At 72.0% G+C, this 23,605-nt stretch carries 19 protein-coding genes; 9 read left to right on the top strand and 10 right to left on the bottom strand.

What is annotated here, in order from left to right:
• Nucleotides 1–61 precede the first annotated feature (61 nt).
• Both ACZ79I_RS27925 and glgB read left to right on the top strand, forming a co-directional pair.
• Nucleotides 62–1,462 (top strand): maltokinase N-terminal cap-like domain-containing protein, encoded by a 1,401-nt coding sequence (locus ACZ79I_RS27925; protein WP_471500554.1) that lies wholly within the window; start codon nucleotides 62–64, stop codon nucleotides 1,460–1,462.
• Between the two features lie 29 nt (nucleotides 1,463–1,491).
• Nucleotides 1,492–4,425 carry a 1,4-alpha-glucan branching enzyme gene (gene glgB / locus ACZ79I_RS27920; RefSeq protein WP_471500552.1) on the top strand — a complete coding sequence of 978 codons (2,934 nt, stop codon included), beginning with the start codon at nucleotides 1,492–1,494 and terminating at the stop codon, nucleotides 4,423–4,425.
• A 77-nt stretch (nucleotides 4,426–4,502) separates the two neighbouring features.
• Here glgB and ACZ79I_RS27915 read toward each other — a convergent pair whose 3' ends face one another.
• The 4 genes from ACZ79I_RS27915 to ACZ79I_RS27900 form a co-directional block, all read right to left on the bottom strand.
• Nucleotides 4,503–5,342 (bottom strand): ABC transporter ATP-binding protein, encoded by an 840-nt coding sequence (locus ACZ79I_RS27915; protein WP_471500550.1) that lies wholly within the window; start codon nucleotides 5,340–5,342, stop codon nucleotides 4,503–4,505.
• Nucleotides 5,343–5,374: 32 nt separating this feature from the next.
• On the bottom strand, nucleotides 5,375–6,151 hold the full coding sequence (locus ACZ79I_RS27910) for an ABC transporter permease (protein WP_471500548.1): 777 nt from the start codon (nucleotides 6,149–6,151) through the stop codon (nucleotides 5,375–5,377).
• Nucleotides 6,148–6,855, bottom strand: coding sequence for an ABC transporter permease (locus ACZ79I_RS27905; protein WP_471505273.1), 708 nt, complete (start codon nucleotides 6,853–6,855; stop codon nucleotides 6,148–6,150). The genes ACZ79I_RS27910 and ACZ79I_RS27905 overlap by 4 nt, the downstream gene beginning before the upstream one ends.
• 149 nt (nucleotides 6,856–7,004) lie before the next feature.
• Nucleotides 7,005–7,967 (bottom strand): ABC transporter substrate-binding protein, encoded by a 963-nt coding sequence (locus ACZ79I_RS27900; RefSeq protein WP_471500546.1) that lies wholly within the window; start codon nucleotides 7,965–7,967, stop codon nucleotides 7,005–7,007.
• A gap of 435 nt (nucleotides 7,968–8,402) precedes the next feature.
• Between ACZ79I_RS27900 and ACZ79I_RS27895 the strand changes: the two genes are divergently transcribed.
• Nucleotides 8,403–9,092: a GntR family transcriptional regulator gene (locus ACZ79I_RS27895; protein WP_471500544.1), complete on the top strand. Its 690-nt coding sequence runs from the start codon at nucleotides 8,403–8,405 to the stop codon at nucleotides 9,090–9,092.
• A 50-nt stretch (nucleotides 9,093–9,142) separates the two neighbouring features.
• Here the strand turns inward: ACZ79I_RS27895 and ACZ79I_RS27890 are convergent, their stop codons facing one another.
• The 4 genes from ACZ79I_RS27890 to ACZ79I_RS27875 form a co-directional block, all read right to left on the bottom strand.
• On the bottom strand, nucleotides 9,143–10,540 hold the full coding sequence (locus tag ACZ79I_RS27890) for a cytochrome P450 family protein (protein WP_471500542.1): 1,398 nt from the start codon (nucleotides 10,538–10,540) through the stop codon (nucleotides 9,143–9,145).
• Between the two features lie 79 nt (nucleotides 10,541–10,619).
• Nucleotides 10,620–12,857, bottom strand: coding sequence for a HelD family protein (locus ACZ79I_RS27885; RefSeq protein ID WP_471500540.1), 2,238 nt, complete (start codon nucleotides 12,855–12,857; stop codon nucleotides 10,620–10,622).
• A 198-nt stretch (nucleotides 12,858–13,055) separates the two neighbouring features.
• A complete protein-coding gene (locus ACZ79I_RS27880) occupies nucleotides 13,056–13,370 on the bottom strand; it encodes a thioredoxin family protein (RefSeq protein WP_471500538.1) in 315 nt (104 codons plus the stop codon).
• A gap of 14 nt (nucleotides 13,371–13,384) precedes the next feature.
• Nucleotides 13,385–13,825: a MerR family transcriptional regulator gene (locus ACZ79I_RS27875; protein ID WP_471500536.1), complete on the bottom strand. Its 441-nt coding sequence runs from the start codon at nucleotides 13,823–13,825 to the stop codon at nucleotides 13,385–13,387.
• A 190-nt stretch (nucleotides 13,826–14,015) separates the two neighbouring features.
• Between ACZ79I_RS27875 and ACZ79I_RS27870 the strand changes: the two genes are divergently transcribed.
• Nucleotides 14,016–15,167, top strand: a complete 1,152-nt coding sequence (locus ACZ79I_RS27870; protein ID WP_471500534.1) for a serine hydrolase domain-containing protein — start codon at nucleotides 14,016–14,018, stop codon at nucleotides 15,165–15,167.
• 40 nt (nucleotides 15,168–15,207) lie between these two features.
• On the opposite strand, the gene ACZ79I_RS27865 is transcribed toward ACZ79I_RS27870, so the two are convergent.
• Both ACZ79I_RS27865 and ACZ79I_RS27860 read right to left on the bottom strand, forming a co-directional pair.
• Nucleotides 15,208–15,978, bottom strand: a complete 771-nt coding sequence (locus ACZ79I_RS27865; protein ID WP_471500532.1) for a DUF2127 domain-containing protein — start codon at nucleotides 15,976–15,978, stop codon at nucleotides 15,208–15,210.
• A gap of 247 nt (nucleotides 15,979–16,225) precedes the next feature.
• Nucleotides 16,226–17,602, bottom strand: coding sequence for a cation:dicarboxylate symporter family transporter (locus ACZ79I_RS27860; protein WP_471500530.1), 1,377 nt, complete (start codon nucleotides 17,600–17,602; stop codon nucleotides 16,226–16,228).
• Between the two features lie 142 nt (nucleotides 17,603–17,744).
• Here ACZ79I_RS27860 and ACZ79I_RS27855 point away from each other — a divergent pair, with 142 nt between their 5' ends.
• The 5 genes from ACZ79I_RS27855 to ACZ79I_RS27835 all read left to right on the top strand — a co-directional run bounded on the left by ACZ79I_RS27855 (nucleotide 17,745) and on the right by ACZ79I_RS27835 (nucleotide 23,369).
• Nucleotides 17,745–19,394: an ATP-binding protein gene (locus ACZ79I_RS27855; RefSeq protein ID WP_471500528.1), complete on the top strand. Its 1,650-nt coding sequence runs from the start codon at nucleotides 17,745–17,747 to the stop codon at nucleotides 19,392–19,394.
• The gene (locus ACZ79I_RS27850; RefSeq protein ID WP_471500526.1) at nucleotides 19,391–20,095 is read left to right on the top strand and encodes a response regulator; all 705 of its coding nucleotides are present in this window, start codon (nucleotides 19,391–19,393) and stop codon (nucleotides 20,093–20,095) included. The genes ACZ79I_RS27855 and ACZ79I_RS27850 overlap by 4 nt, the downstream gene beginning before the upstream one ends.
• A gap of 100 nt (nucleotides 20,096–20,195) precedes the next feature.
• Entirely contained in the window at nucleotides 20,196–21,590 is a 1,395-nt protein-coding gene (locus tag ACZ79I_RS27845) for an extracellular solute-binding protein (protein WP_471500524.1), read from the top strand.
• Between the two features lie 62 nt (nucleotides 21,591–21,652).
• Nucleotides 21,653–22,528 (top strand): carbohydrate ABC transporter permease, encoded by an 876-nt coding sequence (locus ACZ79I_RS27840; protein WP_471505269.1) that lies wholly within the window; start codon nucleotides 21,653–21,655, stop codon nucleotides 22,526–22,528.
• A gap of 1 nt (nucleotide 22,529) precedes the next feature.
• Nucleotides 22,530–23,369, top strand: a complete 840-nt coding sequence (locus ACZ79I_RS27835) for a carbohydrate ABC transporter permease (RefSeq protein ID WP_471500522.1) — start codon at nucleotides 22,530–22,532, stop codon at nucleotides 23,367–23,369.
• Nucleotides 23,370–23,605: the final 236 nt, after the last annotated feature.

Here is a 23,605-nt window from a genome sequence, read left to right as displayed (position 1 = left end):
TCACCGCCCCGCCCTGGGCACGCATCAGTAACACCCCGACTCCGGGGAAAGGACGCACGCCATGTCGGAAGCCGTCACCCGTGCCACCGCGACCCACCCCGGTCTGCTCGCGTCCCTCGACCCGCTGCTGAGAGAGTGGCTGCCACGACAGCGCTGGTTCGCCGGCAAAGGGCGGCCCGTCACCGGGTTCTCGCTGGTGGCGGCCACCGATCTGCTGCCGCCCGAAAGCTCGCCGGGCCTGCTCCATGTGCTCCTGCGGGCCCATCAGCCGGACGTCCCGGCACAGGGCGCCGTGCCGCACCCCGCGGACTGCTACCAGGTGCTGGTGGGGGTGCGCGAGGCGCTGCCGCCGCGGCTGGCGCCGGCCCTCATCGGGCATGTGTCCGAGGGCTCGCTGGCGGGGCGGAGCGTGTACGAGGCGCTGTACGACCCCCGGGCCGCCGCCGTGCTCCTGGAGGCGATCCGCACCCGGGCCCGCATCGGCCGGCTGCGCTTCGAGAGGGAAGGACGTCCACGGATACGGGAGGGGCTCGTCCCCCGGCTGATGACCTCCGAGCAGTCCAACTCCTCGATCGTCTACGGAGATACGTTCATCCTGAAGGTGCTGCGGCGCATCGTTCCCGGCACCAACCCCGACCTGGAACTGCCTCTGGTGCTGTCGCGCGAGGGCTGCCCCCGGGTGCCGGCGCCGGCCGGCTGGCTGATCGCCGACCTCGACGGCCCCGACGATCCGTACGTCCTGGCCGTGCTGCAGCCCTATGTGCGCGGCGCCACGGACGGCTGGGAGCTGGCGCTGCGCGAGCTGGCCAAGGGCGAGGACTTCACGGTGGAGGCGCGGGCGCTCGGGCGGGCGACGGCCGAGGTGCACACGGCCCTGGCCCGCGCGCTGCCCACGGCCACGCTCGGGCACGCCCGGGCAGGGCTGCTCGCCGACGGCATGGCGCAGCGGCTGGAGGCGGCGGCGCAGGCGGTGCCCGCGCTGCGGCCGTACGCGCCCGGGCTGCACCAGGCGTTCGAGGCGCTGGCCGCCCTCGCCGCCGACGGGCGCACCTGGACCGCCCAGCGCATCCACGGCGATCTGCACCTGGGCCAGTGCCTGCGCTCGCCGTCCGGGACGTGGTCGCTGATCGACTTCGAGGGCGAGCCGTCGAAGTCGCTGGCCGAGCGCCGGATGCCGCAGCCGACGGTGCGGGACATCGCGGGGATGCTCCGTTCCTTCGACTACGCGGCCCACTCGGCCGTACCGCCCGCGCCGGAGTGGGCCACGGCGTGCCGGGCGGCGTACTGCGCCGGGTACGCGGAGGCCGCCGGACGCGATCCGCGCGCCGAGCCGGTGCTGCTGCGCGCCTACGAGACGGACAAGGCCGTCTACGAGGTCCTGTACGAGGCCCGGCACCGGCCCGACTGGCTGCCGGTGCCGATGGCGGCGATCCGCCGGCTGTCCGCCGGCGCCCTGCCCTGATCCACACCCCTGCCGAGGAGGCCCCGCCCGTGACGCCCCGTCCCCCGTCCGACGACAGCACGAAGAAGAACGACGACGGCCGCGAGAGGGCGGCCGCCGGAAGGAAGAAGACGACGGACGGGCAAACGGCCCCGACCGCGAAAGCGGCAGCCAAGGCCGGGAAGACAACGGCGGCCGGCAAGAAGAAGGCAGCGGCCGAGAAGACGGCCACAGCCGGAGAGACGACCGCGGCCGGCAAGACGGCGACAGCCGGCAAAGCGGCGACAGCCGGCAAAGCGGCGACAGCCGGGAAGACAACGGCGGCCGGCAAGAAGAAGGCAGCGGCCGGGAAGACGGCCACAGCCGGAGAGACGACCGCGGCCGGCAAAGCGGCAACAGCCGGCAAGACGGCGACAGCCGGGAAGGCAACCACGGCCGCCGGCAAGAAGAAGCCGGCCGGGAAGACGGCGGCAGCCGGGAAGACGGCGGCAGCCGGGAAGACGGCGGCAGCCGGGAAGACGGCGGCAGCCGGGAAGACGGCGGCAGCCGGGAAGACGGCGGCAGCCGGGAAGACGGCGGCAGCCGGGAAGACGGCGGCAGCCGGGAAGACGGCGGCAGCCGGGAAGACGGCGGCAGCCGGGAAGACGGCGGCAGCCGGGAAGGCGGCCGCGGCCACCGCCGGGAGGACAACGGCCACCGGCAAGAAGAAGCCGGCCGGGAAGGCGGCGGCGGCCGAGGCGGGACCGGTTCGGGCGGCCGCCGGGAAGGCCCACCCGAAAGCCGCCGGCCAGGCGACCGGCTCCCCCGCCGTCGATGGCGGTGACCGCGAGCGGCTGCTCACCGGCACCCACCACGACCCGCACACGGTGCTCGGCGCGCACCCGGCACCCGGTGGCGTCGTCTTCCGGGCCTTCCGGCCGTACGCGCTCTCCGTCACCGTCGTGGCCGGGAACCTGCGGGCAGAGCTGCACGACGACGGGGACGGTTTCTTCTCGGGCCTGCTGCCGCTGCGCGACGTCCCGGAGTACCGGCTGCTGGTCGCGTACGAGGGCGCCGTGACGGAGACCGAGGACCCGTACCGTTTCCTGCCCACGCTCGGTGAGCTCGACCTGCACCTGATCGGCGAGGGGCGGCACGAAGAGCTGTGGCGGGTGCTCGGCGCGCACCCCATGACGCACCAGGGCGTGAGCGGCACCCGCTTCTCGGTGTGGGCGCCCCACGCCCGGGGCGTGCGCGTGGCCGGTGGCTTCAACCACTGGGACGGCACCGGTCATCCGATGCGGTCGCTCGGCGCGACCGGCGTGTGGGAGCTGTTCGTGCCCGGCGTCGGCGAGGGCGAGCTGTACAAGTTCGAGATCACCCGTCCCGACGGCACGCACACCGTCCGCGCGGATCCGATGGCCCGCCGTACCGAGGTCCCGCCGGCGACCGCGTCGATCGTGACCGAGTCGTCGTACGAGTGGCACGACGAGGAGTGGCTCGCGCACCGCGGGGACACCCCCGCGCACGAGGCGCCGTTCTCGGTGTACGAGGTGCACCTGCCCTCCTGGCGACCGGGACTGACCTACCGCCGGCTGGCCGAGCAGCTGCCCGCCTACGTCCGCGACCTGGGCTTCACCCACGTGGAGCTGATGCCGGTCGCCGAGCACCCCTTCGGCGGCTCCTGGGGCTACCAGGTCACCGGCTTCTACGCGCCCACCGCCCGCCTGGGCACCCCCGATGACTTCAGGTACCTCGTCGACGCCCTGCACCGGGCCGGCATCGGCGTGCTGATGGACTGGGTGCCGGCCCACTTCCCGCGCGACGCGTGGGCGCTGGCGGAGTTCGACGGCCGCCCCCTGTACGAGCACGCGGACCCGCAGCGCGCCGCGCACCCCGACTGGGGAACGCTGGAGTTCGACTTCGGGCGGCGCGAGGTGCGCAACTTCCTCGTCGCCAACGCCGTGTACTGGTGCGAGGAGTTCCACATCGACGGTCTGCGGGTGGACGCGGTGGCCTCCATGCTCTACCTCGACTACTCACGCGAGCCGGGCCAGTGGCGCCCCAACGACCGCGGTGGCCGGGAGAACCTGGACGCGGTCGCCTTCCTGCAGGAGATGAACGCCACCGTGTACCGCCGGGCGCCGGGCGTCGTGACCATCGCCGAGGAGTCCACGGCCTGGGACGGCGTCACCCGCGCCACGCACCACCGGGGCCCGAGCGGCTTCGGCGGGCTCGGCTTCGGCCTGAAGTGGAACATGGGCTGGATGCACGACTCGCTGCGCTACATGAGCCACGAGCCGGTGCACCGCAGGTACCACCACGACGAGATGACGTTCTCGATGGTGTACGCCTACAGCGAGAACTACGTCCTGCCCGTCTCCCACGACGAGGTCGTCCACGGCAAACGCTCCCTCGTCTCCAAGATGCCCGGCGACTGGTGGCAGCAACGCGCCAACCACCGCGCCTACCTCGGCTACATGTGGGCCCACCCCGGCAAACAACTCCTTTTCATGGGCCAGGAGTTCGCCCAGGGAGCCGAATGGTCCGAAGCCCACGGCCCCGACTGGTGGCTGCTGGACCCCGCCTACCCCGCCGCACCCGACCACTGCCGCGTGCGCGACCTCGTCCGCGACCTGAACACCGTCTACCGCCACACCCCCGCCCTGTGGCAACGCGACACCCACCCCTCCGGCTTCCACTGGGTGGTCACCGACGCCGCCGACGACAACGTCCTCGCCTTCCTGCGCCTCGACGCCCACGGCACCCCCCTGCTGGCCGTCTGCCACTTCTCCCCGGTCGTCCGCGACGACTACCGCCTCGGCGTCCCCGACGACGTCCCCGCCTGGCACGAGGTCCTCAACACCGACAGCGCCGCCTACGGCGGCAGCGACGTCCACAACCCCGACCCCCTCAAACCCGAACCCACCCCCTGGCACGGCCACCCGGCAAGCATCCGCCTCACCCTGCCCCCACTCGCCACCCTCTGGCTCCGCCCGGCCTGAACCGAGCGGCGGACTTGGGGCGGTGGGGCTTCTGCCTGCCGGGCGTTCGTCCGGCCTCCGGAAGGCCGGGTGCGGCCTCAGCCCGCCTCCGCGCCCACTTCCGCGTCCTGGGCGGCCTGCCGCGGCGACGGCCCCGCCGACGCTGCGGCCGCGCCTCGTTTCGCGGCCTGGATCTGCTCCCACACATGGGTGCGCAGCTCGGTGAAACGGGGGTCGGCCCGGGTGTGCAGCTGATCGCGCTCGTCGGGCAGGTCGATGTCCAGTTGCTCCTGCACGACCGTCGGCGACGACGACAGGACAACGACCCGCTGGCCCAGGTAGACGGCCTCGTCGATGTCGTGGGTGATGAACAGGATCGTCACACCGAGCTTGTGCCACAGGTCACGGATCAGGTCCTCCAGGTCGGCGCGGGTCTGTGCGTCGACCGCGGCGAACGGCTCGTCCATGAGCAGGACCTCGGGCTCGTAGGCCACCGCCCGGGCTATCGCCACCCGTTGCTGCATGCCGCCGGACAGCTGCCACGGGTAGGCGTCGTGGGCGTCCGCGAGCCCCACCGCCTCCAGCGCGCGGCCGACGAGCGCACGGCGGCGGTCCTTCGGCAGCTTCTTCTGCTTGAGCGGCAGTTCCACGTTGTCGCGCACGCTCATCCAGGGGAACAGGCTGCGGCCGTACTCCTGGAAGACCACGGCCATGCCCGGCGGTGGCCCGGTGACGGGCCTGCCGTGCAGGAGCACCTCGCCCGATGTGGGTGCGAGCAGGCCGGCGATGCACTTGAGCAGGGTCGTCTTGCCGCAGCCGGACGGGCCGACGAGGCAGACGAGGTCGCCGGAGTCCAGCGAGAACGTCAGGTCGCGGACCGCTTCGATGCGCCGCTCCCGTCCCTCGTACACCTTCTTCAGGCCTCGAACGTCGAGCATCTGCGGGATTCCTTTCCGGCAGGCGTTGTGTGTCACGAGGAGCGCCGGCTGCGGCGCAGGCCGCGGTACCAGGCCAGGGCCCGGCTCTCGACCAGCTGGAACAGCATGGACAGCAGGAAGCCGAGCAGGCCCAGCAGGAGGATGCCGCTCCACATCTCCGGGATCGCGAAGCTGCGCTGGAACTGCACCACGTCGAACCCGAGGCCGTTGCTGGCCGCGAACATCTCGCTGATCACCATCAGGATGATGCCGATCGACAGGGCCTGCCTCAGACCGGCGAAGATCTGCGGTCCCGCCGACGGCAGGACCAGGTGGCGCAGTCGGGCGGCTCCGGTGATGCCGTACGAGCGGGCGCTCTCCGACAGGACGCCGTCCACCGCTCGCACGCCTTCCACCGCGTTGAGCAGGATCGGCCAGACGCAGCCGGAGAGGATGACGACGACCTTCATGCCGTTGCCTATGCCGGCGAAGAGCATGATCACCGGTACCAGGACCGGGGGCGGGACGGCCCTCAGGAACTCCAGGACGGGTTCGAGCACGGCGCGCACCCGCCGGTAGGAGCCGATGACCACGCCCAGCGCCACACCGACGACGACGGCCGAGAGGTATCCGCCGGCCAGCCGCAGCACGCTGGGCAGCACGTCGGTCGCCAGCCGGTCGCCCGTCCACAGCGTGCCGAAGGTGGTCAGGATGGTGCGCAGCGGCGGCACGTAGAAGCTCTGGCTGTCCTCGGTGCTGTACCACCACACGGCCACCAGCACGGCGGGCAGCGCCACGATCAGCAGCAGTTGACGGATGATCCGGCTCATACCGCCTCCTCCCCGCGGACCGACTGGTGCCAGGCGAGCGTGTGCCGTTCGACCGCCCGGGCCGCCAGATTGATCAGGACCCCGAGCAGGCCGGTCACGGCGACCAGCGCGTACATGGCGGGCACGGCGTTGGATGCCTGCGCGATGGCGATACGGGCGCCCAGGCCGGGGGCGCCGATGATGAGTTCGGCGCTGATGGCGAGTACCAGGGCGACCGCCGCCGCCAGTCGCACGCCGGTCATCACGTAGGGCAGGGAGGTCGGCCACAGGACGTACCGCAGCCGTGCCCAGGTGCCCAGCCCGTAGCTGCGGGCCGTCTCCTCGGCGACCGGGTCGACGTCCCCCGCCCCGTAGAGCACCTGGACGAGGACCTGCCAGAACGAGGCGTAGACCACGAGGAGCAGCGCCGAGCGGATGTCGGTGCCGTACAGGAGCACGGCGAGCGGGATCAGCGCGACCGAGGGGATCGGCCGGAGGAACTCGATGGTGGATGCCGTGGCGGCGCGCAGGAACGGCACCGTCGCGATGACGAACCCCGCGACGACGCCGCCGACCACGGCGATCGTCAGGCCGACGGCCCAGCTGAGGAGGGTGTCGCCGAGCGCCGTCCAGAAGGCGCCGTCCGCCAGTTCGTCGACGAGGGCCCGGGCGATCCGGCTCGTCGGCGGCAGGTAGTCCGAGGAGACCGCACCCAGCCTCGGCATCGCCTCCACCACTGTCAGCAGGCCGGCCAGGCCGGCCAGGCCGAGCACCGCATGGGTGCCCCGCGGGTTCCCGGGGCGGGTGGGTTCTTCCGCCGCCGGCGCGGAGACGGCCGCGAGGCCGGCTCCGCTGGCAGTGTCACGGTCCGACGTCACGGCAGCAGCCTGTCCAGGTCCGGAGCGGTGTCGAAGAGCCCGTCCTTCTCGGCGAGTTTGGCCAGGATGGCCAGCGAGGCGCGGTTGGGCTTCTGCGGCCAGGTGGGAAGGATCAGCGACTTCGCCGTCGCCGCGTCGATCTTCGTGTAGGTGGTGAGGATCTGCCGGACCTCGTCGGGGTGGGTGTCGGCGTACTCCAGGGACTCGTTCATCGCGGTCTGGAACTTCTTGACCAGGCCGGGGTTCTGCTGTGCGAGCTTCGTGGAGGTGAAGTAGAGCGCCACCGTGAGGACCGGTGAGGTGTCGACGAAGGGGGAGGCGATGACCCGGCCGCCCTTGCTCTTGATCAGGGAGAGCGTGGGTTCGACGACCCAGGCCGCGTCGATCTGGCCGGCCTCCAGGGCTGCGGGCATCTGGGGGAAGGCGAGCTCGACGAACTTGACGGAGCCCGGGTCGCCGCCGGCCTTGCGGACCGACTCCCGGGTGGTCGTGTCACCGATGTTCTTCAGGGTGTTGACCGAGACCTTCTTGCCGGCGAGGTCCTTGGCCGACTTGATCGGGCTGTCCTTCTTGACGACGAGGGCGCCGAAGTCGGCGCCCTGCTTGTCGGTGGAGTTGACGCCGTTGGCCACGCCCTTGAGCGGCACGCCCTTGCTCTGCGCCAGCATCAGCGACGTCACATTGCTGAAGCCGAACTGGAACTGGCCGCTGACCACGCCCGGCACGATGGCGGCGCCGCCCTGGCCGCTCTCCAGGGTCAGGTCGATTCCCTGCTTGCTGAAGAAGCCCTTCTCCTTGCCGAGATAGATCGGTGCCACGTCGATGATCGGGATGACCCCGACCTTGACGCTGGTTCTGCCGCCGCTCTTCGCGGTGTCGTCCGTGGTGGAGGAGCCGCAGCCCGTGGTGGCGGAAGCCAACACCACGGAGGCGGCAATCCCGGCTAGCAGTCGACGCATGGGCGTTACCTCTTCACAGTGTGCGCGGAATGAACTTTTATTCGTTGCGTGAACGTACGGGCGCTCCCGGGACGGGTCAACGCCGAGACCGCAGTTGTCATGGGCGCCTTCTCCCGCCCTTCCCGCAGCGGGACCCGGCCGCCCCGGCGGCCCGTGCGAGCCGGAGGCGGACGCGCCCGCCCCGCCCGTCGGGCAGGTCGCCTGCCGGAGCATAGGTTGCCCGCAAGATTGTCGCAATAAGTGCGCAACATAGTTGCTGAAGAAATTGTTGACGATCCTTGCGGCGCTCCCTAGGGTCCTCGCCATGACATGGAGAGCCATCCGATGACCCCGCCGGTGCCGACCACGGCCGTCGCCCGGGACGTCCCGGGAGCGGGGTCAGTGAGCAGGTCGTGCCGGACGGCGGCACCCCGGCCGCCCGGTGAGGTGTGAGCAGTGGCAGCAGTGAGCGCAGGTACCGCCGACCGGCCGCCGGTCGTCGACGCGATCCGCGACGCCATCACGGGTGGCGAGTTCGCGCCCAACCAGCGGCTCGTGGAGTCGGAACTGTCGGAGCAGTTCGGCGCCAGCCGCGCCGGGGTCCGCAACGCGCTGGTGCAACTGGCCAGCGAGGGCCTGGTCGAGCGCATCCAGAACCGCGGTGCGCGCGTCCGCGCCGTGTCCCTCCCGGAAGCCGTCGAGATCACCGAGGTCCGCATGGCCCTGGAAGGACTGTGCGCGGCGAAGGCCGCCGAGCACGCCACCGAGGACGACCGCCGCACCCTCCGGGAGATCGGCGCCGGGATGCGGGAGGCGGTGGCGGGCGGGGACGTGCTCGGGTACTCCGACCTCAACAGGCGGCTCCACACGCTGATCCTCACCATCAGCGGCCAGAACACCGCCCGCACCGTGCTGGAGCGGCTACGCGGCCAGAACGTCCGCCATCAGTTCCGGCTGGCCATGCACCCGGGTCGGCCCACCGTGTCCCTGCCGCAGCACCTGGAGATCATCGAGGCGCTCTGCGAAGGGGACCCCGAAGCCGCCGAGGCCGCCGTCCGGAGGCATCTGCGCAGTGTGATCGACGCGCTGCCGCAGGTGGACGGGGCCCAGCCCCAGCGTCTCGGCACGGACGGCGGCACCCGGTGATCCGCGGGGTGTCCCCCGCGCCGGCGCGGCGCGTCACCGGCCCGCACGCCTCACCGGCCACCGGACATCAGCCTGCGCAGGGCCGCGAGCAGCCCCCTGACCGGGCGGCCGGCGCCGTGTGGCGCGTCCGGCGACCGAGGGGTGCCCTCACCCCAGGGGCCGGGTGGCTTCGCCTTCAGTTCGTACCGCACCGGCAGCAGCCGCAGCCCGCGCACCACCGGCCCCGCCCGCCACGGCAACTGGTCCGGCGGCAGGGTCGGTTCCGCCCGGGCGAAGTGCTCGAAGACACGGCCCACCGCCGTCGACACGATCATGCCGCCCAGTTCGCGTGCCGCGCTCGGGCACTGGTGCTGCCCCGCGCCCCAGCCCAGATGCGCCCGCGTGCTGATCGTCGACTCGACGAGGTGGGAGGAGTCGAGCGCCATCAGGTCCCGGTGGGCGGCCGCGGCCGACGGCGAGACGGCGTCGCCCGCCCGGATCCAGAAGTCGCCCAGCCGCACGTCCCGCGCCGCGAACCGGAAGCACATGTTGGCCACCGGCGGATTGATCAGCGCCGCCCGGTTCACGGCCTCACCGAGCTGCCCTGCCGACAGGCTGCGCCGGACCGTGGCGTTGCCCCGCAACACCTCCAGCAGGGTGTTGAGCACCATGTTGCCGGTGATGTCGTTCAGGTACACCGCGTTCATGAACAGCTCCCGGCCCAGCTGCTCGTCGGACAGGCCGGGGTCGGCGAGCAGCATGTACGAGGTCAGGTCGTCGCCGGGCCGCGCCCTGCGGTGCGCGGCCAGCCGGGTCATGACCGCCGCCGCGCGCGCGGTGGCCGCCCCGGCGTCCGGCCCGCCGTCCAGCATCCGCCACAGGTCCATGACAAGTTCATCGCCCAGTTCCTCGGGGCATCCGAACAGCCGGGTCGTCACCATCAGCAGCAGCGGCCTCGTGTACTGCGCCCCCAGGTCCGCGAACCCCGCGGTCCCCGATTCGGCGCCCAGCAGGGCGATCAGCTCGTCCGCGTACCGGGCGACCGCCGCCCGCAGCTCCCACCCCTGGGGCGTGTGGCCGTCCTGGAAGGGGCGCAGCGCCGAATGGTGGGTCCGGCGGGCGGCCTGGTGCTCGTCGCCGTCCATGAACATGGTCTGGCGGACCTCGTAGCCCGCCAGCAGCGGCCAGTCCGCCGGCAGCAGCCCCTCCGCCCGTGCCCGCCAGTACCGGACGTCCCGCCGCCACTGGTCGTCGTTGCGCAGGACCTCCACCACCTCGCGGTAGTCGAGCACCAGCCACACGGGAACACCCATCAGCGCGACCGGGGCCACCGGACCGTACATGCGCCGCAGCCGCGCGTAGACGCCGCCGGGGTCGACGTCGAACTCCGAGGTCAGCAGCGGCTGCACCGGCAGCGAGGCGAGCGTCGCGCTGCCGGCCGGCGCGGTCGCGTACGGTTGGGCTTCCATACCGACACGCATACCGCACCGGCCGTGCACAGGCGGTGACCACGGGGCGAACGTTACGGCTCGGTGATGTCCGCGCACCTCAGGACGGCGACAGCGCCTCCGCCAGGGCCTTCGGCGGTTTTCCGGCGTACACCACGCCCAGCCGCTGGGTGGCCCGCGTCAGTGCCACGTAGAGATCGCTCGTCCCGTAGCGCCCGGGCTCCACCACCAGAACGGAGTCGAACTCCAGGCCCTTGGACTGGCGCGGGTCGAGCAGGACGACACTCCGGGTCAGGTCCGGCTCCGCGCCCGCCGTCACCCCCTCCAGCCGCGCGGCCAGGGAGCGGTGCAGAGCGCGCGGGGCGATCACCGCGAGCCGTCCCTCGGCGGGGGTCATCTCCCGGACCGCCTCGGCCACCGCGCCGGGCAGGTCGCCGGTGGCACGCCCCCAGGGCCGCACACCCGTGGACCGCACGGAACGCGGGGGGTCGAAACCGGGGTCCACCGCGCGGACCACGGCCGCGGCCACGTCCATGATCTCGGACGGGGTGCGGTAGTTGACGCCGAGGCGGGTGTGCTCCCAGCGGTCCCCGACGTACGGCTGGAGGATCTCGGACCACGAGCCGACGCCGCCGGCCTCGGCCGTCTGCGCCGGGTCCCCCACCAGGGTCATCGAGCGGGTCGGGCTGCGCCGCATCAGCAGCCGCCACGCCATGGGCGACAACTCCTGCGCCTCGTCGACGATGATGTGCCCGAACGCCCAGGTGCGGTCGGCCGCGGCGCGCTCGGCGGTGCTGCGGTGGTCCGCCTCCTCCTGCCGCTCGGCGAACCGCTCCGCGTCGATGATGTCGTGCGCGGACAGCACCTCGGAGGCGTCGGGATCGCCGTCCTCCTTGTCCTCGAACTCGTAGGTGCGCGAGGCGTACGACACGTCCAGCACGCCCTGCGCGTACGACACCCGCGCCTCGCGCTCGCGTGCGGCGTGGGCGCGCGCCGCCCGGTCGTCCTCCCCGAGCAGTTCCGCCGCCTCGTCGAGCAGCGGCACGTCGGCCGTGGTCCAGGCGCGCGTGACCGGGCGGCGGACGGCGGCCGCGTCCTCGTCGGACACATAGCCCTCCGGGTGGGCGAGGAAGTCCGCGACCAGCCGCTGCGGCGTCAGCCGCGGCCACAGCAGGTCGATCGCCGACCAGACGCCGGGGTTCTCGGCCAGCTCGTCGCGGATCTGGGTCAGGTCGCTCGCGTCGAGGAGGTTCGAGCCGTCGTACGGGTCGGTTCCGATCCGCTCCGCGACCATGTCCGTCAGCGTGTTGAGGATGTGGCCCTCGAAGTGCTCGCGGGCCTCGTTGTGCGGCAGCTTCGCCGCGCGGGTGCGCTCGCGGGCGACGTTCACCAGGCCGTCGTCGAGCAGCAGGACGTCCCGGTCGTGCTCGATGGCGATCACGGGGTCGGGCAGGGCCTGCCGGTCGCGCACGACACGGGCGAGCACGTCCGCCATCCCGGCGCGGCCCTTCACCGCGGCCGCCTCGGGTGTGTCGGCCGCGGTGGCCCGCACGCCGGGGAACAGTTCGCCGACGGTGGCCAGCAGCACCCCCGTCTCGCCGAGCGAGGGCAGCACCTCGCCGATGTAGCCGAGGAACGCCGGGTTAGGCCCGACGATCAGTACGGCGCGGCGGGCCAGCAGCTCCCGGTGTTCGTACAGGAGGTAGGCCGCGCGGTGCAGCGCGACCGCCGTCTTCCCGGTGCCCGGGCCGCCCTCCACCACCAGCACTCCCCGGTGGGGCGCGCGGATGATGCGGTCCTGGTCGGCCTGGATGGTCCGCACGATGTCGCCCATCCGGCCGGTGCGGGCCGAGTTCAGCGCGGCGAGCAGCACGGCGTCACCGGACGGGTCCTCATGGCCGGTGCGTTCGCGGTCGCCCAGGTCGAGGATCTCGTCGTGCAGGGCCGTGACCCGGCGCCCGTCGGTGGAGATGTGCCGGCGCCTCCTGAGCCCCATCGGGGTGTGGCCGGTGGCCAGGTAGAAGGGGCGGGCGACCGCGGCGCGCCAGTCGATCAGGATCGGGGTGCGGTCCGTGTCGTCGGCGCGCAGTCCGATGCGGCCGATGTGGTGGCCGTGCCCGGAGGCGAGGTCGATACGGCCGAAGCAGAGCGAACCGTCCACCGCGTTCAGCGCCGCCAGCAGCCCCGAGCGTTCGGCGACGAGGACGTCCCGTTCCAGCCGGGCCTGCAGGGGCGTGTGGCCCTGCGCCAGCGCGTCCGCGACGGAGGTCTCGGTGTCACCGCGCAGTGCGTCGACGCGCGCGTACAGCCCGTCGATGAATTCCTGTTCATGCCGCAATTCATCGTCGGCACATCCCGTGGTGCTCTCTGTGTCTGAGCCCCTGTTTGACAATTCCGCTCCTGCCCGGATACACTGTGCTCACTGACTTGACTGCGACTCAATTCCATTGAAATCGCGAACCATTGAATATACGCAGGAAAATCCCCCGAGCGCAATTGCTCGGGGGATTTCTTCGTTCACCGGTGGCGTCAGGTGTCAGAGGACGTCGGACAGTTCCTCACGCAGCCGCCGCCCCGGCCGCGCCCCCACCATCGCCTTCACGGGCTCACCGCCGCAGAAGACCATGAACGTGGGCATCGACAGCACCTTGTACGCGTTCGTCGTGACCGGGTTCGTGTCCACGTCCAGCTGGACCACCTTCAGCCGGCCCGCCTCCTGCGCGGCGAGGCCGGCGAGCACCGGCCCCATCTGCCGGCACGGCGGGCACCAGTCCGCGGTGAACTCCACCAGCACGGGCCCCTCGGCCGCGAGCACCTCCCTCTCGAAGTCCGCGTCGGTCACCGCCGTCACGCCCGCCACCTTGATCACCACTGCCGCCCTCCCAGCTCGCACATCGGTTCCGGACCGCCCGGAACCCCCGTCTCGGCCGCCGGCGTCCGCCCCCCGGCCGGGGGCGCTTCCAGCGCCTTCACCAGCTGTGCGCCGATCTTCGCCCGCACGGCCCGCAACTCCCCGATCAGCGCGTCGAGTTCGTCCAGCTTGCGCCGGTAGACCGCGAGCGACGCCGGGCATGAGTCACCCTCCGGGTGCCCGGCCTGCAGACACTCCACGAAGGGGCGCGTCTCCTCCAGGCCGAACCCGAAGTCCTGCAGCGTCCGGATCTGCCGCAGCAGCTTCAGATCGCACTCGTCGTACGTGCGGTACCCGTTGCCGGTGCGCCGCGCGGGCAGCAGCCCCCGCGACTCGTAGTACCGCAGGGTCCGCGTGGTGGTCCCGGCCCGCGCCGCCAGCTCGCCGATTCGCATGACCACGACCGTAATCCTTGACCCCGGCGTCAAGGCAACGGCGGCTGCGGCGGCGTCCGCCGCGCCCGGGGCGGACGGCACCGGCGGCCGGCCGGCGGATCCCCGCCGCGCACGCTCGTGCCTCACCGATGAACCAGCCCCTGCCCGGCAGTCTCGTCTTCGACAGCACTCGCCGAGGACGGACGGACTCATGACCACCCTCCACCACCTCCTCCAGAAACACATCGCCCAGGGCTGGGCCCCGGGCGCCGTGGGCCTGGTCGACCACCACGGCCGCACCGAGACCGCGGCGGTCGGCTTCCTCGACACCGCCGGTACCGCCCCGATGTCCCCGGACGCCATCTTCCGCATCGCCTCGATCACCAAGCCCATCGTGGCCGCCGCCGTCATGACCCTCGTCGAGGACGGCACGCTCGCCCTCGGCTCCCCCATCGCCTCCTGGCTGCCCGAGCTGGCCGAGCCGGCCGTGGTCCGCACCCCCTCCAGTCCCCTCGACGACGTGGTGCCCGCCGCCCGGCCCATCGTCGTGCAGGACCTGCTGACCTCCCGCGCCGGATACGGCTTCCCCTCCGACTTCTCCCTCCCCCAGGTCCAGGCGCTGTTCACCGTGCAGAAGGACGGACGCGCCCCCCGTGATCTCCCCGACCCCGACACCTGGGTGGCCGAGCTGGCCCGCCTCCCGCTGCTGTACCAGCCCGGCGAGGCATGGCTCTACGGCACCTGCTCCGACCTCCAGGGCGTCCTGATCTCCCGCGCGACCGGCCGTCCGCTCCCCGAGGTCCTGGCCGAGCGGATCCTCGAACCCCTCGGCATGGCCGACACGGCCTTCGAGGTGCCGGCCGCCCGGCGCCACCGGTTCACCACCGCCTACCGCCCCGACGGCAACGGCGGGCTGGAGGTCACCGACACCCCGGACGGCGCCTGGAGCAGCATCCCCGCGTTCCCGTCCGGCGGTGGCGGTCTCGTCGCCACCGCCGGCGACTGGCTGGCGTTCGGCCGGATGCTGGTGGCCGGCGGAACGGCGTCCGACGGCCGCCGGGTGCTGTCCGAGCAGTCGGTGCGCCGGATGACCACCGACCACCTCACCCCGGCACAGCGCGAGATCGGCGCCCTGTTCCTGGAAGGGCAGGGCTGGGGGTACGGAGGATCCGTCGACGTCGTCGCCACCACCCCCGGCATCGTCCCCGGCCGCTACGGCTGGGTCGGCGGCACCGGCACCACCGCGCACGTCGTCGCGGCCACCCGCACGATCGCGGTACTGCTCACCCAGCGCGCGATGGAGAACCCGACGCCGACCGCCCTGATGCGGGACTTCTGGCGGTACGCGGCCGAGTCGTCCTAGGCGTGCCCTCGGCCCGCCGTTCCTCCGGGAGGCGTACGGCTCAGGAGGCGACCAGGACGCCCGCCGACTCCTCCACCTCCAGCAGTGACGCGCTGCGCCGCTCCGCGTCGAACGCCTTCCGCCCGCCGCGCAGCCCGAACAGCCGCTTGGTGAGGGCGATGTAGAGGACGGCGAGGATGTTGAGGACCAGGGTGGCGATCTTCACCGGGCTGACGTGGTCCGTCAGCTCGTACACCTCCAGGGGGAGGAAGGCCGCGGTGGCGACGACCGTGAGGTACTCCGCCCAGCGCTTGGCGTACCACAGCCCGCCGGCCTCGACCAGCTCGACCAGCGCGTACGCCAGCAGCAGGGAGGCGACCAGGACGAGCGTGGAGTGCCGGTAGCCGAAGGACTTCTGGAGGGTGCCGACCACGGGCGAGTGATCGAGGTCGTAGTGGAAGTGCCGGAAGACCGGCCGGAACACGTCCAGGTACTCGTTGAACAGCCGCCGCACCGCGTCCTGGCTGTTGCTGAACCTCCACACGGCCACCGCGACCAGCACGATGAACACACCGCGCACGGCCCGCTCGATCGCCAGGAAGCGCAGGACGAACAGGTCGCGCAGCACCTTGCCGCGCGGCACGAGCGGCGCCTCGGCGGCCGGTCCTGAGCCGTGCGGCTCACCGAGCACGAAGTCGCCGCAGCGCAGGCAGCGCCACACCTCCCCGAGCGCCGTCTCGGCGTGCAGCCGCACCCGCAGCCGGGGGTCGTCCGGCGCGTAGGTCACATGCCCGCGGCGCGCACAGGTGCGCCGGTCCCAGTCGATCGTCATAGCCCCCGTGCCTCCTGCTGCGGGTGCCGTGCCGGTCGCTCGGCACGGCGGAGTGTGCGATGTCCTACGAGACGTGGGTGCGGGGGGCGCGGGTTGCACCGGAGCCCGGACCGTTCCGCCGGCGCCGCGTCCCCGTACCCCCGGTCCGCGGTGCACAGTACCCCGCAGCCGGGGAGGCGGCGGGACCCGGGCGGCCGGGCCCACGGGGGAGGGGCCCGGCCGCCCGGGGGACGCGGGGGGCGTGGGGTCAGGCCGTGGCCAGTTCCTTCTCGCCGCCCTGCCCCGGCACCCCGGCCGGAGCGGTGTCCTCGTCCAGCAGGGTGGTCTCGTCGAAGGGCAGCTGCCCGGCGAGTACCTGCCGCACCCGCTCCTGGTCGATCTCCTTCGTCCAGGTGCCGACCAGGACGGTGGCCACCGCGTTGCCCGCGAAGTTGGTCAGGGCACGCGCCTCGCTCATGAAGCGGTCGATGCCGACGATCAGGCCGACGCCGTCGACCAGCGCGGGCTTGTGCGACTGCAGGCCGCCGGCCAGCGTGGCGAGGCCGGCGCCGCTGACGCCCGCCGCGCCCTTGGAGGCGACGAGCAGGAAGAGCAGCAGCGGGATCTGCTCGCCGACGGACATCGGGGTGCCCAGCGCGTCGGCGATGTAGAGCGACGCCATGGTCATGTAGATCATGGTGCCGTCCAGGTTGAAGGAGTAGCCGGTCGGGACGGTGATGCCGACCACCGGCTTGCTGACACCCAGGTGCTCCATCTTCGCGATCAGCCGCGGCAGGGCGGACTCGGAGGAAGAGGTGGACAGGATCAGCAGGAACTCACGGCCCAGATACCTCAGCAGCGTCAGGACGTTGACGCCCGCGACCATGCGCAGCAGCACCCCGAGCACGACGAAGACGAACAGGAAGCACGTCACGTAGAAGCCGAACATCAGCACGGCGAGACTCTTGAGCGCGTCCACGCCGGCCGAGCCGACGACGGCGGCGATCGCGCCGAAGGCACCGATCGGCGCGGCCCACATCACCATGGCGAGGACACGGAACACAAGGCGCTGGATGTGCTCGATGCCGCGCAGCACCGGCGTGCCCGCCGAGCCCATCGCCTGCAGCGCGAAGCCCGCGAGGAGCGCGACGAGCAGGGTCTGCAGGACCTGGCCCTCGGTGAAGGCGGAGACGAAGGTCGTCGGGATGATCGAGAGCACGAAGTCGACCGGCGGCAGCGCGTCGGGCGACACCTGGTCGTGCCCCGCCTGCTTGATCGCGTTCGTCAGATGGAGGCCCTCACCGGGGTGCAGGACGTTCCCGACGACCAGGCCGATGCTCAGCGCGACCAGGGACATCGCCAGGAAGTAGCCGAGCGCTATGCCGCCGACGGCACCGACCTTGGCGGCCTTGCGCACCGAGCCGATGCCCAGCACGATCGTGCAGAAGATGATCGGCGAGATCATCATCTTGATCAGGTTCACAAAGCCCGTGCCCAGGGGCTTGAGTTCGACCGCGACGTCGGGCGCGATCAGGCCCACGGCGATGCCGCAGGCCACCGCGACGATGACCGCGATGTAGAGATAGTGGGTGCGGTCCCGCTTGGCTGCGGGCGCGGCAGGTGCCGTTCGGGATGTGCTGGCCACGGCTGCCCTCCTCGACGACGTCGTCGGATCGTCCGGCGTGCGGCTCACGTCCGGGGGATGCGGTGACTATCTCCCGCCCTGTGAGGGCGGTCACCCTTCCGTTCATTTAGTTCACGCTTATACGCCGAGGCAGACTGAACGCATGCGCGCACCCCGTCTCCCGAGACCCCGCAGTCTCGCCGGCCAGCTCTTCGCGATGCAGGCCGTGCTGATCGCGGTGCTCGTCGCCGGGTACGCCCTCTTCTCGTATCTCAGCGACCGCCGTCAGGCCGAGGACGCGGCCGTCCGCCAGACGATGGCGGTGGCCCGCTCGGTCGCGGACGCCCCGTCGGTCCGTGAGGCCATCCGCACCCCGGACCCGACGCGGACGCTCCAGCCGTACGCCACCGCGGTGCAGCGGCACACGGGCGTGGACTTCGTCACGATCATGGACCCGCGGGGCATCCGCTGGACCCACCCCCATCCCGAACGGATCGGCGAGCACTTCCTCGGCCACACCGCCCAGGCGCTCAGGGGCGAGTCGTTCACCGAGACGTACACCGGCACGCTGGGGCCCTCCGTCCGCGCGGTCACGCCCATCCGGGACGGCGGCCGGATCGTCGGCCTCGTGAGCGCGGGCATCAAGGTCCGGACGGTCTCGGCCCGGCTCCAGGACCAGGTGACGGCCATGGCCGGCGTCGCGGGCGGCGCGCTGGTCCTGGGCGGCATCGGCACCTATGTGATCAACGCCAGACTGCGCCGCTCCACGCACGGCATGAACGCGACGGAGCTCAGCCGCATGCACGACTACCACCAGGCCGCGCTGCACGCCGTGCGCGAGGGCCTGCTCATGCTCGACGGCCACTACCGGGTGGCACTGATCAACGACGGTGGCAGGGAACTGCTGGGCGTGACCGGCGAGGTGGTGGGCCGCTCGGTGGCGGACCTGGGACTGCCGGCACCGCTGACGGGCACACTGCTGGCCTCCGAGCCCCGGGTGGACGAGGTGCACCTCACGGCGACCCGCGTCCTGGTGGTCAACACCTCCCCCGTCTCCGGCGGCGAGCGCCGGGGCACCGTGGTCACTCTCCGGGACGTGACCGAGCTGCAGTCGGTGATGGGTGAGTTGGACTCGGAGCGCGGCTTCACCCAGGCGCTGCGCTCGCAGGCGCACGAGGCGGCGAACCGGCTGCACACCGTGGTCTCCCTGATCGAACTGGGCCGGGCGGAGGAGGCCGCCGGCTTCGCCACGGCCGAACTGGAGCTGGCGCAGGCCCTGACGGACCAGGTGGTCGCGGCGGTCAACGAGCCGGTGCTGGCGGCCCTGCTGCTCGGCAAGGCGGCGCAGGCGCACGAGCAGGGGGTGGAGCTGGTGGTGTCGCCGGAGAGCCGCATCGACGACGGTCTGCTGCCCGCCTCGCTCCCGGCCCGGGACCTGGTGACGATCCTCGGCAACCTGATCGACAACGCGGTGGACGCGGCGCGGGGCTCGGTGGGCGCCCGGGTGACCGTGACGGCGTACACGGAGGGGGCGGACCTGGTCCTGCGGGTGTCCGACACGGGCGGCGGAGTGGACCCGGCGCACGCGGAGGCGGTGTTCGAGCGCGGCTGGTCGACGAAGGCGGCGGCCGGCCCCGGCGGCCGCGGTCTGGGCCTCGCCCTGGTCCGGCAGACGGTGCGCCGCCACCGTGGCACGCTGACGGTGTCGGAGGCCGCCGGGGGCGGGGCGCGGTTCGAGGCACGGGTGCCGTTGCCCGCGGTGGAGCCGGCCTCGCCGGGGGCCCGGGCGGCCCTGTCCGGAGGTGACGTATGAGCGGCCCCATCCGCGTCCTCGTGGTGGAGGACGACCCGGTCGCCGCGGACGCGCACCTGATGTACGTCGGCCGTGTCCAGGGCTTCACGGCGGTCGGCAAGGCGCACACGGGTGCGGAGGCGCGGCGGATGCTGGACCGCGCCCCGGTGGACCTGCTCCTGCTGGACCTGCATCTGCCGGACGTGCACGGCCTGCAGCTGGCGCGGTCACTGCGGGCGGCCGGATATCACGCCGACGTCATCGCGGTGACGTCGGCGCGGGATCTGGCGGTGGTCCGGGAGGGCGTCTCGCTGGGTGTGGTGCAGTACGTGCTCAAGCCGTTCACGTTCGCGACGTTGCGGGACCGGCTGGTGCGGTACGCGGAGTTCCGCGCGGCGGCGGGCGAGGCGAGCGGCCAGGACGAGGTGGACCGGGCGCTCGCGGCGTTGCGGGCGCCGGGCCCCGCGGCGCTGCCCAAGGGCCTGAGCGCGCCCACGCTGGAGCGGGTGACCCGCGCGGTGCGGGACTCGGCGGAGGGGCTCACGGCCGCCGGGGTCGCCGAGGCGGTGGGGATCTCCCGGATCACGGCCCGCCGCTATCTGGAGCACCTGGTCGAGGCGGGGCGGGCCGCGCGGAGCCCGCTCTACGGGCAGGTGGGGCGGCCCGAGTTGGTGTACCGGTGGGTGCGGGGGCCGGCCGGGGGCGCTTCGCCTTCGCGATGACCGAACGCGGTGCTGCACACGCATTGACCTGACTAGACCACTGCTCTTACGTTCACGGGGCAGACGTCTCGGCCACAACGACGTAGGCCAGTAGGAGGTCGTGCCCGTGCGCCCCACCGCCGCCCGCTTCCGCCCCACTGCCGTACTCACCGCCCTCGTCGCCGTCTCCCTGGCCGCTCCCGCGCTCAGCGCCTGCGGCAGCGGTTCCGGCAGCGGCCCGAACACCGTCCGGGTCTCCTTCAAACAGTCGACGGACAACTCGATCCACGTCATGGACGACTACCTCGCCGGCATCAAGAAGCAGTTCGAGAAGGAGAATCCCGGCAAGAAGGTCGAGCTCGTCCCCATCAAGGCCCCGGACTCGGAGTACTACACCAAGCTCCAGCAGATGCTCCGCTCCCCCAAGACCGCCCCCGACCTGGTCTACGAGGACACCTTCCTCATCAACTCGGACATCACCAGCGGCTATCTCCGGCCCCTGGACCCGTACCTCGCCGGGTGGAAGGACTGGGACCAGTTCATCGACACCGCGAAGGCGGCCGCGAGGGCCGAGGACGGCAGGACGTACGGTGTCCCCGACGGCACCGACACCCGGGGGCTCTGGTTCGACAGGGGAATCTTCGCGAAGGCCGGTCTTCCCGCCGACTGGCAGCCCAGGACCTGGGACGACATCCTCACCGCCGCCCGCACCGTCAAACGGAGGGTTCCCGGCGTCACGCCCCTGAACATCTACACGGGCAAGCCGGCCGGCGAGGCCGCCACCATGCAGGGCTTCGAGATGCTCCTCTACGGCACGGGCGACGGGACCTCCGACCCCCTGTACGACGCGTCGTCGAAGAAGTGGATCGCCAGGAGCCAGGGCTTCAAGGACGCGCTCGGCTTCCTCCACACCGTGTACCGGGAGAAGCTGGGCACGGACGTCTCCCAGGCCCTCGACCCCAACATCCAGACGATCGTGCGCGGCGAGATGCTCCCCAAGGGCAAGCTGGCCATCGACCTCGACGGGTCCTGGCTCCCCCAGGACTGGCTGCCGGGCAGCGGCCACGCATGGCCGCAGTGGTCGAAGGCACTGGGCCTGGCGTACATGCCGACCCAGCACGGCCAGGCCCCGGGGAAGGTGAGCATGTCGGGCGGCTGGACCTGGTCCATCCCGGCGAAGGCGGCCCACCCCGACCTCGCCTTCACGTTCATCCGGGCCATGCAGACCAAGGCGAACGCCCGGACGTGGTACATCGCCAACTCCGGTATCGCGGTGCGCAAGGACGTGGCGTCGGACCCGTCGTACGTGAAGGCGCAGCCCGGGATCGCGTTCTTCACGGACCTGGTCGGCAGCACGCACTACCGGCCGGCGTTCCCCGCGTACCCCAAGGTCTCCACGGCCATCCAGGAGGCCATGGAGAGCGTGACGACGGGTGACGCGTCCGTGGAGGAGGCGGCGAGCGGGTACGACGACGCCCTCAAGGCGGCCACCGGCAACCAGGTGACCGAGAGGTGAGCGTCGGAACGGCAGCGGCCCGGCAGCCGGCGCCGCCCCGCCCGCCCGGCGCGGGGCCGGCCGTGCCGCGCCCGGGCGGCCTGCGCCGGTCCCTGGTCCGCGCGCTGCCCGTCACCCCCGCCCTGGCCCTTCTGCTGCTGTTCCTGGCGGGCCCGATCGCGTACTGCGCCTACATCGCCTTCACGGACCTGCAGCTCACGGGCCAGGCTCATGCCTCGTTCGTGGGGCTGGCGAACTTCCGTACGGCGTTCGGAGACGCGGAGTTCCTCAACGCCGTCTGGCTGACCCTGGTGTTCACGGTGCTGTCGTCGCTCGTCGGCCAGAACACGCTGGGGCTGGCGCTGGCCTCGCTGATGCGGCGGGCGTCGAGGCCCGTCCGCACCCTGACGGGCGGAATCGTGATCACGGCCTGGGTGCTGCCCGAGGTGGTCGCGGGCTTTCTGCTCTACGCCTTCTTCCGCCGGGAGGGCACCTTGAACGCCCTGCTGGGCTGGCTCCATCTCCCGCGGCAGAACTGGCTGTTCACCCTCCCGATCCTGGCGGTGTCGTTCGCGAACGTGTGGCGGGGGACGGCGTTCTCGATGCTGGTGTACTCGGCGGCCCTGGCCGAGATCCCGCAGGAGATCACGGAGGCGGCGGAGGTGGACGGTGCGGGCGGATGGCGGCGGCTGTGGCACATCACGCTGCCGATGATCCGCCGTTCCATCGGCACGAACCTGATGCTCAACACCCTGCAGACGCTCTCGGTGTTCGGACTGATCTGGGTGATGACGAGGGGCGGTCCGGGACATCGCAGCCAGACGCTCCCCCTCTTCATGTACGAGCAGGCGTTCCAGAACTCCATGATCGGATACGGGACGGCGGTGGCCCTGCTGCTCCTGCTGGTCGGCTCCCTGTTCTCGGTCGTGTACATGCGGCTGCTACGGACGGAGGTCTGAGATGGCCTCCACGCTCCCATCGCGCCGTACCGGCCGGAGGCTGGCCGCGGACGCCGGACTGCTGGTGGCGGCGGCCGGCTTCGCCCTTCCGCTGGTGTGGGTGGTGCTGTCGTCGGTGGACGCCCACGCCGACCTGCGGGTGAAGGCACCGGACGGCATCACAGCGGGCAACTTCGACGCGGTCCTCAAGCCGGACATCACCTTCACGCCGCTGCTGAACAGCCTGGTCCTGTGCGGCGGGGGGACGCTGCTGACGGTCGTGTGCGCGGCCCTCGCGGCCTATCCGCTGTCCCGCTTCGGGTCCCGTCTGAACCGGCCGTTCCTGCTGACGATCCTGTTCGCGACGAGTCTGCCCATCACGGCGATCATGGTGCCGGTGTACGCGCTCTTCGTCCAGGTGAACCTGATCGACACGGTGCAGGGCACGGTCTTCTTCTTCGCCGCCTCGCAACTTCCCTTCGCCATCTGGCTGATGAAGAACTTCATGGACGGCGTGCCGAAGGAGCTGGAGGAGGCGGCGTGGACCGACGGGGCCTCGTCACTGCAGTCACTGGTCCGGATCGTGCTGCCCCTGATGGGCCCGGGTGTGGCCGTGGTGACGGTGTTCTCGTTCGTGATGATGTGGGGGAACTTCTTCGTCCCGTTCATGCTGCTGCTGACGCCGGATCAGATGCCCGCGTCCGTGAGCATCAACGAGTTCTTCGGGAACCGGGGGATGGTGGCGTACGGGCAGCTCGCCGCCTTCTCGGTGATCTACTCGACACCGGCGATCCTGCTGTATGTGCTCGTGGCACGGCGGCTCGGCGGGGGCTTCGCACTGGGCGGGGCCGTCAAGGGGTGAGGCCGGGCCGCGGAGCGCTCGGATTGCGCCGCGAGTTACTCGCGTCACGGTCTTCCGGCGCGCCGGCCATGCGGTGCCGGCACTCGGTGTCCGGTCCTGCCGCAGGCGCCGGGCATGTGCAGATGCTTGCGCACATACGCGTGCATATTCCCCGGTCACTCCCACGTCGGCGATCCGGAGCGCGGCCGCCGACTCCTTCCGGGACGGTCCCGAGGGAGTCCGAAGCCGCTCCGGCG

Source organism: Streptomyces sp. PSU-S4-23 (assembly GCF_055632315.1).
This window is presented reverse-complemented; position numbering and strand designations above follow the sequence as displayed.